We start from the raw sequence: 12,972 nt of genomic DNA on the forward strand, positions 1-12,972 counted from the left end.
AGACGACCAGGTTGATGAGAACGGGCGTCGTGCGTACCGTCGCCCGGATGAAACAAAAAACGCAACCACAACGAAGAAGTCAGGCGGTGACGATCGCCTTTTCGCCCTCCTCTGTCGCGGGCAGCGCCGCGATCTCGGCAAGCGTCAACGGCTTGGTCGGGAAACGCAGCGTGTAGTAGCCGAGCTCGCGCATCGGCGTGCCGCTTTCCCGTGCCAGCAGTTCGCAGGCCGTCAGCCCGCACATGCGGCCCTGGCACGGGCCCATGCCGCAGCGCAGGAACGCCTTCAACTGGTTAGGCCCGCTGCAGCCGAGCTGCGCCGCATCGACGATCTGCTGTGCCGTGACTTCCTCGCATCGGCACACCAGCGTGTCACCGCCTGGGATACGCATGGCGTCTGCGGGCCGGTACATCGTTTCGAAGAAAGCGCGGCCCCGCAGCGCGCGCGCGATGCGGGCCCGCACGGCGCTGGCGGTGGCATCGCGCGCGGCCGCATCCGACGCACCCGCGAGATGGGCGATCTGCAATGCCGCCAGTTCACCCTGCGCCTCGGCGGCGCGCGCGCCGCCAATGCCGCTACCGTCCCCGGCGATGAAAACGCCCGGCTGCGACGAATGCAGCCATGCATCGAGCTTCGGCTGCCAGCAGCATTGCGCGTCGTTCCATTCGTGCTCGCATCCCAGCGCGTTCGACAGATTCACGTTCGGCACCACGCCCTGATGGATCAGCAGGGTATCGACGGGCAGGCGGCCGTGCGTACCGTCATCTCGCGTGTATTCGACGGCGTCCGCCGCATCGATGCCCGTCGCGCGAAAGCTCGTCACGCCGCTGATCACCTTGATGCGGCGCTTCACTTCCATCAGCAGCGACACGCCTTTCACCAGGTAGTCGCTGCGCAGAAAATCGAACAGATGCTTCATCGCCGCGCGGCGCTGCGTGCGCGGCGTCGTGTCGAGCAGTGCGTCGATCCGGCCTCCCGCGCGCAACACCTGCGCGGCATAGAGCCACAGCAACGGCCCGCAGCCTGCCAGCACCGTCGCGCCTTGCGGCACGGCACCCGTCGTCTTGAGCAGCACCTGCGTGGCGCCGACCGTCATGACGCCCGGCAGCGTCCAGCCGGGCACGGGCACGGGACGCTCCTGCGCGCCTGTCGCCAAGACGACATGCGCCGCCGACAGCAAGCGCGACTCGCCCGCCGCCGACACCGCCATGCGCCAGCTTTCGCCGACGCGGTCGATCTGCCAGACCGTCGTCTGCGCGAGATACCCGGCCTTGCTCGCGATAAAGCGCTGCAGCAGTGTTTCGCCATGCCAGTAGTCGTCGCCGAGAATCGCGCGCGACGGCAGCGGGCTCGCGCCAACTGCGCGATAGATCTGCCCGCCCGGCGCGATCTGCTCGTCGATCACCCCGACGCGCAGGCCGTTCTCCGCGAGTGCTGACGCCGCGCTCATGCCGGCCGGCCCCGCGCCCACGACGAGCGCGTCATAATGCGTTTCGATGTGCGGTTCAGTCTTCACTGACGTTCTCCCATTCCGATACGCCATCGGGCGACAGCAGCCGCTCGCCGCGCTGAACCTTGACCTGCATGCCTTCGCGCACAGGCACGAGACAACTCTGCTGGTTCTGCTTGCCGTCGATCTCGACGAGGCAATCGAAACACACGCCCATCAGGCAATATGGCGCGCGCGCGCTGCCGCTCACCGGTGTCGTGCGGCAGCGTCCGCTGTTGGCGGCGACGAGCGCCTGCGCCACGGTTTGTCCTTCGAATGCGCGGACGGCGGTGTTTTCGAAAACGAAGGACAGCGTTCGACGCTCGCGCGGCACCACCGCCTTCGTACTAATGCGGAACATAGTTCACTCCTTCTACGAAGCGCTGCGGTGAAAACGGCCGCATGCGTGCATCGAGTTCGGCCGCCGCGAGTTGCGGTGCGAGGTCGAGCGCGTGAGCGCCCGCCAGCGTCACGCCGCTGTGACAGGTCGCAGCGAACGCGCCGGGGTGTCGTTCGGACTGCGCATAGATCGGAAAGCCATCCGGCGAGAGAATCCGCAGCGCGCCCCACATGCGTACCGCGCGCGCCTCGGCGAGCGCCGGAAACGTCTTCACCGCGCGCCGCGCCAGCGCGCCCAGCACGCCCATGTCGGTGCTCCTGTCGAAACCCGCTTCGACCTTCGCTTCGGCGATCATCACCGTGCCCTCGCCCGTCTGGCGCAGCGTCAGGATCGGGTGGCGCAGAAACGGCTTCATCCGTTCGAGCACAATGATCTCGCCGCGCTGCGGACGCACGGGAACGTTCAGCCCGACCATCGGCGCAAGCCGTGCGTTGGCGAGTCCAGCGGCGATCACCACGCGTTCGCAGGTATAGCGCTTGCCCGCAGCGTGAATCGCGAAGCCCTGCGCGAGCGGCTCGATGCGGTCCACCGCGTGATGTGGCCGATACACCACGCCCTGCTGCGCGAACGCAGTGTGCAGCGCGCGCAGCAAACGCAGCGGATTGGCGTGGCCGTCGTACTGCGTGAAACTCGCGCCGACCACCTCCGGCCCGATGCCCGGATACATCGACTTCAGGTCCACGCGATCGAGCAGGCGCCACGAATACTTCGGAAAGCCCGGCTGCGCGTGCAGTTTTTCCAGGAACGCCTTGCGGCGTGCCCACTCGTCATCGGACAGGAGAATGTGCAAACCACCCGGCTGCGAGAGTTGCGGATCGACACCCGTGCTGTCGATCAACCCTGCGGCGAACTCCCGCCACAGGGTTGCGGAACGCAGCGTCCACTCAGCGTACTCAGGCATGCCGAGCCCTTTGCTCTGCACCCACACCAGCCCGAAGTTGGCCCGCGAGGCGCGGAACGCGAGATCGCCCTCGTCGAACACGGCAACTTCCTCGTTTTGCCGCGCCAGCCCATAGGCAATCGCCGACCCGACGAGCCCGCCGCCGATCACGGCAAAGCGCGTGTGAGCGGTCTGCGGGGTGCTCACCGCGCCTCCTGCGCCGCACGCGTGAACGCGTACGCCTGCTGCGCCGCGGCGCCCGACACCTTGCCGTCGCGCAGATCGCGCTCGATAGCCGCGCGCGGGCGTTCGAGCGGCGCGCCGTAGCCGCCGCCGCCTGAGGTTTCGAGGCGCACGCTCTCGCCGTCGGCGAGCGCAATGTTGGCCGTCTTCGACGACAGCTCCGTGCTGACGCCGCCCGCTTCCTTCACGAGCCGGGCGCGGCGTCCGTCGAGCCCGCCCGCGACGCCCGCCGCCACACCCGTCACGTGACTGTCCGAGCGTGCCGAAAAAACGATGCCCTCGCCCAGCGCCGAAATCTGCTTGGCGATGGCGAGACCGCCGCGTGTGCGGCCCGCGCCGCCCGAATCCGCGATCAGCGCGTATTCATCGACGCGCAGCGGGTATTCGTTTTCCAGCGCTTCGACGGGCAGGTTGGACGTGTTCGTCATGTGCACATGTACGGCATCCATGCCGTCGACGTCGTAGCGCGCACCGCTGCCGCCGCCGAGCGTCTCGAGATAGACAAACGAGCCGGGGCGCGAGCGCAGCGGGCCCGAGAACACGATAGCGGGACAGCAGTCGTTCGACGACGCCATGATCCGCTCGTCGGGCAACACGCCGCGAAACGCGCCGAAGATCGCACCGGCAACCTTCTGCGCCGTGATGGAACGCGCGCCGACGGCAGCGGGCGGCGCCGGGTTGGTGATCGTGCCGATCGGCGCGTGAATGGTGATGGGCTCGAAGAGGCCTGCGTTGGCGGGCAGTTCGGGATCGAGCAGCGCCTTCACCGCGTAGTAGACGCAGGCCTTGAGCGCGCTGTACGGCAGGTTCATCGCGCCGCGCGCCTGCTTGCCCGAGCCGGTGAAATCGAAATGCAGCGTGCCCACCTTCACTTCGATGCCGACCACGATCGCCACAGGTTCGCCGCCGCCGAGGCCGTCGTCGTCGAGAAAGCTCTCGAAGCGATACTCGCCTTGCTGCAATTCCGCAATGCGATTACGCAGACGACGGCGCGTGTAGCCGATCACATCGTCGACAGAACGGCGCACCGCGTCGAGGCCCATTTGCGCGATCAGATGTTCGACGGCCTGCGCGCCGCGCGCATTCGTCGCGATCTGCACGCGCAGATCAAGCGCGCGCTCTTCCGGATCGCGCGTGTTGTTGCACAGTAGACGCAGCATGTCTTCGTCGAGCGCGCCGCCACGCGAAATGCGCACGGCGGGAATGCGGATGCCTTCTTCGAAGATCGAGCGCAGACCGCCAGCGATCGAACCCGGCACCGCGCCGCCGACGTCCGCGTGATGGCCGACATTCGCTGCGAAGAACACGAGCTCCCCATCGGAAAACACCGGCGTGACGATGTTGATGTCGGGTAGATGGCTGCCGTTCGACAGATACGGATCGTTGCAGATGAACACGTCGCCGGGCGAGATCGCATCGCCGGGATACTGCGCCAGCACCGATTCGACCGCGCCGTTCAGCGAACCGAGATGCAGCGGAATCTGTGTGCCCTGTACGACGAGACGGCCGCGCGCATCGAACAGCGCGACCGAGCAGTCCTTGCGCTCCTTGATGTTGGTCGAGAACGACGAGCGCACTAGCGTGTTGTTCATGTCTTCGCTGATCGACAGCAACCGGTTCGCGAACACTTCCATTTCGATGGGATCGGCGAGCACGTCGTCGGGCGCTGCGTGACAGGTGGCATTCATGGTTGTTCCTTGTATTCCTTGACTGTTCAAGCGACGCGCACGATCAGGTTGCCGTAGGCATCCACACGCAGCGAGTGCGTCGGCGCGAGCACGGTGGTCGAGCTCATTTCCTCGATGACGGCCGGACCCTGCAGCGTGACGCCGGCGGCGAGCCGCTCGCGGTCGTAGACGGGCGTCGTCAGCCAGCCGTGCTGCTTGCCGTGATAGACACGGCGCTCGCCGTCGTGCGCGGCGGATGCATCGGCGCCTTCGGCCGCGGGCGAAAGCGGTGCCTTGGGCACGGCGCCCACTGCCTTCAACCGACAGTTGATGATTTCGATTGCGCGGTCCGGCACGTCGTATCCGTATTCGCGCGTATGCGCGTCGCGGAAGCCCGCTTCGAACGCGGCGTAGTCGCCCGCGGCAACGGAATCCATCGCCACCTGAACCTCGAAGTTCTGGCCGACGTAGCGGGCATCGATCGCCAACACGTAGCTGCGCTGCGGCATTGACACGCCTTCCTGTTCGAGCCACGCGTCGGCCTGTTCGCGCAGACCGGCAAACGCATCGACGATGGCGGCCCAGCCGGCCTCGTCGATCAGCGCGATCTGGCTCTTCACGAAGTCGAACGAAATGTCCGACAGCAGAATGCCGCGCGCGCACATCGTGCCCGGCTCCTGCGGCACGATCACGGTCGCGATGCCGCACTCCTGCGCCACTTCCAGCGCATGCAGCGGACCCGCGCCGCCGAATGCGTACAGCGCGAATTCTGCAAGGTCGTAGCCGCGCTCGGTCGACACCGACCGGATCGCGCGCGCCATGTTGGCGTTGGCGATGCGAATAATGCCCTCCGCCGCGTCCTCGACCGACAGATTCAACGGCGCTGCGACGCGCTCGCCGATCACCCGACGCGCGCCGTCGGCATCGACGGGCATGCGGCCCTTGAGCAGCGCGACGGGATTCAGCCGCTGCAGCGCGACTTCGGCGTCGGTAATGGTGGGCTGTTCGCCGCCGCGCATGTACGCGACGGGGCCCGGCACCGCACCCGCGCTGTGTGGCCCGACTTTGAGCGAACCGGCGTCATCGATCGCGGCGATGCTGCCGCCGCCCGCGCCGATCACGTGGATATCGACCATCGGCGTCCTGACGGGATAGCCGGCGACTGCGCGCGTCGACGTGAAGAGCGGCGCGCCCTCGTGAATCAGCGAGACGTCGGTGCTGGTGCCGCCGACGTCGAACGTGACGAGATTGCGAAAGCCGATCGTGCGTCCAACGGCCGCCGCGCCCACCACGCCCGCTGCCGGGCCGGACAGACACGTGCGCACCGGGAACTGGCGTACGGTTTCGATCGACATCAGACCGCCATTCGAATGCACCGTTGACGGCGCGCGCGCCACGCCCAACTCGTTCACGCGACGAAGAAAGCGTTCGAGATAGAGCGCCATCTTCGGGCCGACCGCCGCGTTGAGCGCGGTTGTGGACAGCCGCTCGTATTCGCGGAATTCGGGCAGTACGTCGCTCGAACTGCTGACATACGCCTCCGGAAATTCTTCGGCGACGATTTCTTGCGCACGCCGCTCGTGAATCGGGTTGCGATAGGCATGCAGGAAACAGATGGCCACCGCCTTGACGTCCGCTTCGCGCAGGCGGCGGGCCGCGTCGCGCACGGCGGCCTCGTCCAGCGGTACGAGCACGTTGCCTTGCGCGTCCATCCGCTCAGCCACTTCGATGCGATGCTCGCGTGCCACGAGCGCCGGCGCCTTGCCGACGCTGTAGTCGTAGAGATGCGGACGCGTCTGGCGGCCAATCTCCAGCACGTCGCGAAAGCCCGCCGTCGTGATGAGCCCTGTCAGCGCGCCCTTGCGCTCGATGATCAGATTGGTCGCGACAGTCGTGCCGTGGCCGATGTGCGAGACATCGGCGGGCGACAGTCCGCGCATTGTCAGAAGTCCTTCGATGCCGTTGCCGATCGCCTCAGATGGGTCGGACGGCGTCGACGGAACCTTGTGGAAGAAGGTGTCTCCGTTGCGTTCGTCGGTAATCACAAAGTCGGTGAAGGTGCCGCCGACGTCAATGCCGATTCGATACATGATGTTTGATGCCCTTGCCGTGGAATAAGTCGTTCATGCGGATGGTCAGAGACGTCACAACCTGGCGATTACGCTAAGCTGTCACACCGCTGAAACGATGAAATGATGGTAAGGCGGGACGAATCCTCTCAGCAGAAACGCCATAAATACCGGTATCGACGGCATTTGTAGACAATGGAAAAAATTCCCGACCTCAACCTTCTGCTACATCTAGACGCGCTCGTGCGCTGCGCCAACGTTTCACGGGCGGCCGAGCATCTGGGTATCACGCAATCGGCGATGAGCGCAGCCCTGTCACGTCTGCGCCGCGTCTTCAACGACCCGCTGCTGATCCGCGAAGGCAATACCGCCGTGCTGACCGAGCGCGCAATGGCGCTTGCCGCGCAGTTCCAGCCGCTGCTCGAACAATGGGTGGACGTGACGCTCGAGCGTGGCCAGTTCGATCCCAGGCAGTCGCGGCGCATCTTCACCCTGTATGCGAGCGACTACGTGCAGTTCGCGCTCCTGCCGGCGCTCGCCGCGCCCCTCGCCGAAGACGCGCCGAATATCGCACTGAGCGTGGTGCCGGCCAAACCGCATCACGGACTCGCGATGCTGGAATCGAATCACGTCGAGTTTGTCGCGGGTTATTACCCCACGCCCGGCAGCACGCTCCGCACGCGTCCGCTGTTCGAGGATCAGGTGGTGTGCATCGTGCGCGAAGGACATGCATCACTCAACCAGGACTGGAATCTGGATGCGTGGTTGCATTACGGCCATATCGATCTGGCCGCGCACACGCGCAACGCGGGTGAACTGCTCGATCGAAGGCTGGGGCAGATGGGCAAGCAGCGCAGTGTGCGTATGACGATGTCGAGCTACCTCGCAGCGCCCTCCGTTATCGCCCATTCAGATCTGATTGCGAATCTGCCGAGGACGGTAGCGCTGCATTTCGCCAGCCAGCGCTTCGTTCTCAGGCCCGTGCCCATTGCGATTCCGCCAATCCAGATTTCACTCTATTGGCACGAGCGCTATCAACATGACGTCGGGCACGTGTGGTTTCGTCAATACGTCACGCGACATGCGCAGGAAATGACGCCAAACGCCCAGGAAGGAATGTCTGATTCCTGAAATTTGTGCGGAGCGCTCTGGAACCGTAGCTTACGTCGCAACCGTTTCGCCCATCTTCGCAACCCTCTCTTCATTCAACGTGATGGAGTTGCTGAAGAATATCCAGGAACAACTCAAGAGCGCGAGTTCTTGGCCGCGAAATTTCGATGATCGCGCTGATCGTATTTTCATAGACCGGGCCGGACGACACTTTCGCGAGCGCGTGCCGCTTCGCGAACGACGCCGCATAAAACTGCGGCAGCAGACCAGCGTAGTGCCCGGACAGCACCAGCATCGCGACCGCCTCGAGCCCAGACGCCGACGGTCCCCGCTCCATGCCCAACATATGGAGCGCCTCGTGCACGAATGGCTGCTCGCGATACACGAGCGGCAGCGTCGACGCATCACGCATCCTGCCGCGCGCCACGTAGAGTGCCTGCCGCTCGATGAAAAGCGGGAGGTAATGGAAACCCGCCTCGCGCCGGTACATGCCCCGAATCGCAACCTGCACGCGTCGCTCCCGTAACGCCAGGTCGAGTTCGTTGAAGGTCATGACGCGCAACTCGACGCTTACGTCGGGCGCCTGTTCTTTCAGCGCGGCAAGCACCTCAGGCAGATGACAGCCATCGTCGCCGGTGATGTGCTCGACCATCCCGATCGACAGCGTGCCGGACAGCACGCCGCGCAGCGCGTCGATTTCCGGCTGAATCCGCTCCAGCGAGCGAAGCGCGTCGCGTGCGAGATCGAGTGCGACCTTACCCGCATGCGTCAGTTCGAATCCAGAAGGACCTCGCTCGCAAAGCCGGGCGCCGAGCGTCTCCTCGACTTCGCGGATGTGCCGGCTAATCGATGCCTTCGACATATTCAACTGCTTTTCCGCAGCGGCGAAGCCATTGGCCTGGGCGACGGCGCAGAAAATGCGCAGCGAACGCAAATCGCGCTCCGTGAAATCGGATCTAGCCACTCAAGCCACTCCCAAGTCGAGAAGATGGGCAAACAGGCCCATCCGAAAGGTTTCATTTTCTGGAACCATACCGCTAAAAAAATCATTTTTCACTCTCTTTATGGCGGCATACATTCAATCGTCTGGCCAATTGCGCGAAATCGCGAAGTCCGCAATGTGCCGGTCAGTCACCCACACGACCACACGACCACCACGCGGAGAGCGCAATGAAACAACTGACCAGACGATCCTTCCTGAAAACCACACTCGCTTCGGGCGTGGCACTGGCACTACCGAAGCTCGCACTGGCCGAAGGCGGCACGCTTGCGGACATCAAACAGCGCGGCAAGCTGGTGGTCGGCACGGAAGCCGCGTACGAGCCGTTCGAATTCGTCGAAAACGGCCAGATTGTCGGGTACGGTCACGATGTGCTGGAATTGATGGCGGCGAAGCTCGGCGTGAAGCTCGAGCAGATGAATCTGCCGTTTCAGGGCCTGCTTCCAGGCCTGATGACGCACAAGTTCGACTTCGTCGCGACCAGCGTCGGCATCACGCCGGAGCGCGCGAAGCGATTTGCGTTCAGCGAGCCGGTCGGTGTGGTGCGCTCGGTGCTGCTGGTACGCGCGGACGACAAATCGATCAACCGCGACCTCGACATCGGCGGCAAGACGATCGGCACGCAGATGGGTTCGTCGTCGCAACCCGTCGCCGACGAGTTCGAAAAGGAATTGAAGGAAAAGACCGGTAAGGGCTACGCAGGCACCAAGCTGTTCCAGGCATATCCAGACGTTTCAAACGCGCTGGCGAACCGGACCGTCGACGTCGCGTTGATGCCGTCGAACATCGCTGCCGTGCAGATGAAGCGACAGCCGAACGCATTCCGCATTGCCGGCACGATCGGTCAGCCAAAGCTGCTCGCGTGGGTCGCAAATCCGAACGACCTCGAAATTCGCAAGTTCATCAATGATTCGCTCGAAGAATTCCGCGCGAACGGCAAGCTTGCCGCGTTGCAGACGAAGTGGTTCGGCACGCCGATGGACACGCCGCGAGCGAACTATCTGCCGGCCGGCGCCATCTGACGCGCCGCCATGCTCAACTGGTTCGGCAAGGGCGGCGTAATCGCGCCGTTTCTCGACGGGGTCGTGTCGGGGACAGCGCTGACGCTGGCCGCTTCGGCCTGTGCGTTCGTCATCGGACTCGCGCTTGGCGTCGTTCTGCTGCTTGCACGCATGTCGCCGTTCGGTCCGTTGCGTGCGCTGGTGGTACTGTGGGTGAGCCTGATTCGCGGCACCCCGGCGCTGATTCACATGTTGATCGCGTACTACATGGTACCGGCTCTGCTCAACATTTCGATCTCGCCCGTCACCGCGGGTATCGCCGCACTCGCGTGCAATACCAGTGCGTACATCGTCGAAATCCTGCGCGGATCGCTCGGCACGATCTCGTGGGGACAGCGCGCGGCAGGTTACGCATTGGGTATGCGTACCGCACAGGTGTGGCGTCACGTGCTGCTGCCGCAGATGATCTATCGTGCGATTCCGCCGCTCACCAGCGAGTTCACGCTGTTGCTGAAAGCCTCTTCGCTGATGTCGATCATCGCGGTGCCGGAACTCGCGACTGTCGCTCGCAACGCCACGCTGCAAACCGATTTGCCGCTGCAGGTCTTCACGATCACCGCCGCGGTCTACTTCCTGATCCTGTTCTGCATCTCGGCCGTTTCGCGAGTGTGCGAGCGCCGCGTCTCGAGGATGCTGCCCCATGGCCATTGACTTTTCGATCGTCCGCGAAGCGGTGCCGGTGTTGCTCGACGGCCTTCGCGTCACAGCACTGGTCAGCGCGATCGGCATTCCGCTCGGTGTCGTGGCGGGAATCGTCGCGGCGTACGCGGCGCAATCGCGCACGTTCCTCAAGCCGGTCGCGCTCGCCTACGTCGAACTGGTGCGCAACATTCCGTATCTGATTCTCGTCTACCTGTCGTTCTTCGGTCTGCCGAAGCTCGGCATAGGCGCTTCGGCAATGACGGTGGCGATTGGCTGCACCGTCTTTTACACGGGCGGCTACTTCAGCGAAATCCTGCGCGCGGCGCTGCGCAGCGTGCCGCGTGGCCAGACACAGGCGTCGCTTTCACTCGGCATGACGTTCTGGCAGACACAGCGCCACGTGATCGCGCCGCAGTTGTTCGGGTACGTCACACCGCCGACCACGAGCCTCGTGATCATGATGTTCAAGGACTCGGCAATTTTCTCGGTGATGAGTCTGCCGGAGATGACATACCAGAGCAATCTGCTCACCGCCAATACCTTTGCGTATGTCGAAGTGCTCGGCACGACGGCATTGATCTACTGGATCTGCAGTGTTTTGCTGGCCAGCGTCGGCCGCCGTCTGGAAACGGCGATCGGACGACGCGCGCGCCACGTCTGACGCAGATCCCGTCATTCCCCAGGAGATACTCGCATGACTCAATACACCGTCGCGCCGCGCATCGGCCATCCGACACTGCTCTACTCGGAACTCGATCTCGACATCGACAACCTGAAGGCCGATATCGCCGTGCTCGGCATGCCGTATGGCGCGCCGTACGCACCGTCCGATTTCAGCAATGACCAGACCAACGCGCCGTCGGCGATCCGTCAGGCGACCGACCGTGTCGTGCGCAAACCGGGGCATTACGACTTCGATATCGACGGCCCGCTGCTGCAAGGTCGCACCGATGTGCGCTTCGTCGATTGCGGCGACATCATTCCCGATCTGACGAGGCCTGGCGAGCACTATGCGCGCGCCGAAGCGGCCGTGCGCCGGATCGTCGCCGGGGGCGCGATGCCGATCGTACTGGGCGGCGATCACGGCATCACGACGCCGATCCTGCGCGGCCTCGACGCCAAAGGCCCGATCACGCTCGTGCATATCGATGCACATCTCGACTGGCGCGACGAAGTCAATGGCGTTCGTGAAGGCCTGTCGAGCCCGATCCGCCGCGCGTCGGAAATGGCGCACGTCGATCGCATCATCCAGATCGGTTTGCGTGCGCAAGGCAGCGGGCGCCCCGAGGAACTCGTCGCCGCGCGCGCGTATGGCTCGGAACTCGTTACGGCATACGAACTGCACGACATCGGCATGGACGCCGTGCTCGCGCGTATTCCCGACGGCGGCAATTACTATCTGACGATCGACGCCGACGGCCTCGATCCTTCTGTGATGCCGGCCGTCGCGGGACCGGCGCCAGGCGGCGTGACCTTCCTGCAAGCGCGCAAGCTGATCCACGGGCTGGTGAAGAAAGGCCGCGTGGTCGGCATGGACATTGTAGAAATCCAGCCGGAAAAGGACGATACGAATCTGATCTCCTGCATAACCGCCGGGCGCCTGATTCTCAACCTGATTGGCGCGTCGATCCGCGCGGGATATTTCGACAAATGAGCCCGGATCAAGCCGTCATCGATATTCGAGGCGTCCACAAGTGGTACGGCAGTCATCACGTGCTCAAGCAATGCTCGACGCACGTAAACAAGGGTGAAATCGTCGTCGTGTGCGGTCCGTCGGGGTCGGGCAAATCGACGTTGATCAAGACCGTCAATGCGCTGGAGCCGTTCCAGAAAGGCGACATTGTCGTCGACGGCACGTCGCTCGGCGCAAAGTCGACCAATCTGTCGAGGTTGCGCAGTCGCGTCGGCATGGTGTTCCAGCACTTCGAACTGTTTGCGCATCTGGACCTGATGCGCAATCTCACCCTCGCGCAGCGCATCGTGCTTGGCCGCGACGAAGACCGCGCACGCACGAAAGCGCGTGAGTTGCTCGACCGCGTCGGGCTCTCGGCGCACGCGCACAAGTATCCCTCACAGTTGTCGGGCGGCCAGCAACAGCGCGTGGCGATTGCGCGCGCGTTGTCGATGGACCCACTGGCGATGCTGTTCGACGAACCGACCTCTGCGCTCGACCCGGAGATGGTCAACGAAGTGCTCGACGTGATGGTCGAACTCGCGCGCGAAGGCATGACCATGATGGTGGTCACGCACGAAATGGGTTTCGCAAAGCGCGTCGCGCATCGCGTGGTCTTCATGGAGGACGGCGAGATCATCGAGGACAGTCCGACCGACGTGTTCTTCCAGAACGCCGCCAGCGCCGCCGCAAAACGCTTTCTTTCCAAGATCCTTCATCACTGAACTTTCGAACCCCA

12 protein-coding genes are annotated in these 12,972 nt (G+C 64.1%); 6 read left to right on the forward strand and 6 right to left on the reverse strand.

The genetic code is table 11. The features are described 5' to 3' along the window. Positions 1-79: 79 nt before the first annotated feature. From NE850_RS02635 to NE850_RS02655, 5 genes are read right to left on the reverse strand one after another with little or no spacing between them, the layout of a single operon-like run. On the reverse strand, positions 80-1,516 hold the full coding sequence (locus tag NE850_RS02635; RefSeq protein ID WP_007177572.1) for an NAD(P)/FAD-dependent oxidoreductase: 1,437 nt from the start codon (positions 1,514-1,516) through the stop codon (positions 80-82). Beyond that, a complete protein-coding gene (locus NE850_RS02640) occupies positions 1,506-1,850 on the reverse strand; it encodes a (2Fe-2S)-binding protein (protein WP_310698417.1) in 345 nt (114 codons plus the stop codon). The genes NE850_RS02635 and NE850_RS02640 overlap by 11 nt, the downstream gene beginning before the upstream one ends. Then, complete coding sequence (locus NE850_RS02645; protein ID WP_007177574.1) at positions 1,837-2,976, reverse strand: FAD-binding oxidoreductase; 1,140 nt, start codon at positions 2,974-2,976, stop codon at positions 1,837-1,839. Before NE850_RS02645 ends, NE850_RS02640 begins: the two co-directional genes overlap by 14 nt. After that, positions 2,973-4,700, reverse strand: a complete 1,728-nt coding sequence (locus tag NE850_RS02650) for a hydantoinase B/oxoprolinase family protein (protein WP_007177575.1) — start codon at positions 4,698-4,700, stop codon at positions 2,973-2,975. Before NE850_RS02650 ends, NE850_RS02645 begins: the two co-directional genes overlap by 4 nt. 26 nt (positions 4,701-4,726) lie before the next feature. Next, positions 4,727-6,769 (reverse strand): hydantoinase/oxoprolinase family protein, encoded by a 2,043-nt coding sequence (locus NE850_RS02655; RefSeq protein ID WP_007177576.1) that lies wholly within the window; start codon positions 6,767-6,769, stop codon positions 4,727-4,729. 174 nt (positions 6,770-6,943) lie between these two features. Between NE850_RS02655 and NE850_RS02660 the strand changes: the two genes are divergently transcribed. Next, positions 6,944-7,879, forward strand: coding sequence for a LysR family transcriptional regulator (locus NE850_RS02660; RefSeq protein WP_007177577.1), 936 nt, complete (start codon positions 6,944-6,946; stop codon positions 7,877-7,879). A 70-nt stretch (positions 7,880-7,949) separates the two neighbouring features. Here the strand turns inward: NE850_RS02660 and NE850_RS02665 are convergent, their stop codons facing one another. After that, positions 7,950-8,822, reverse strand: a complete 873-nt coding sequence (locus NE850_RS02665; RefSeq protein WP_007177578.1) for a LysR family transcriptional regulator — start codon at positions 8,820-8,822, stop codon at positions 7,950-7,952. A 206-nt stretch (positions 8,823-9,028) separates the two neighbouring features. On the opposite strand from NE850_RS02665, the gene NE850_RS02670 reads away from it, so the two are divergent. From NE850_RS02670 to NE850_RS02690, 5 genes are read left to right on the forward strand one after another with little or no spacing between them, the layout of a single operon-like run. Beyond that, positions 9,029-9,880, forward strand: a complete 852-nt coding sequence (locus NE850_RS02670) for a transporter substrate-binding domain-containing protein (RefSeq protein ID WP_007177579.1) — start codon at positions 9,029-9,031, stop codon at positions 9,878-9,880. A 9-nt stretch (positions 9,881-9,889) separates the two neighbouring features. Then, positions 9,890-10,570 carry an amino acid ABC transporter permease gene (locus NE850_RS02675; RefSeq protein WP_007177580.1) on the forward strand — a complete coding sequence of 227 codons (681 nt, stop codon included), beginning with the start codon at positions 9,890-9,892 and terminating at the stop codon, positions 10,568-10,570. After that, positions 10,560-11,222: an amino acid ABC transporter permease gene (locus tag NE850_RS02680; RefSeq protein ID WP_007177581.1), complete on the forward strand. Its 663-nt coding sequence runs from the start codon at positions 10,560-10,562 to the stop codon at positions 11,220-11,222. The genes NE850_RS02675 and NE850_RS02680 overlap by 11 nt, the downstream gene beginning before the upstream one ends. 33 nt (positions 11,223-11,255) lie before the next feature. After that, positions 11,256-12,215, forward strand: coding sequence for an agmatinase (locus NE850_RS02685; RefSeq protein WP_007177582.1), 960 nt, complete (start codon positions 11,256-11,258; stop codon positions 12,213-12,215). Further along, complete coding sequence (locus NE850_RS02690; protein ID WP_165188572.1) at positions 12,212-12,958, forward strand: amino acid ABC transporter ATP-binding protein; 747 nt, start codon at positions 12,212-12,214, stop codon at positions 12,956-12,958. The genes NE850_RS02685 and NE850_RS02690 overlap by 4 nt, the downstream gene beginning before the upstream one ends. Positions 12,959-12,972: the final 14 nt, after the last annotated feature.

Origin of the sequence: Paraburkholderia sp. USG1 (genome assembly GCF_031570135.1) — a bacterium.
GTDB lineage: Bacteria > Pseudomonadota > Gammaproteobacteria > Burkholderiales > Burkholderiaceae > Paraburkholderia > Paraburkholderia dioscoreae.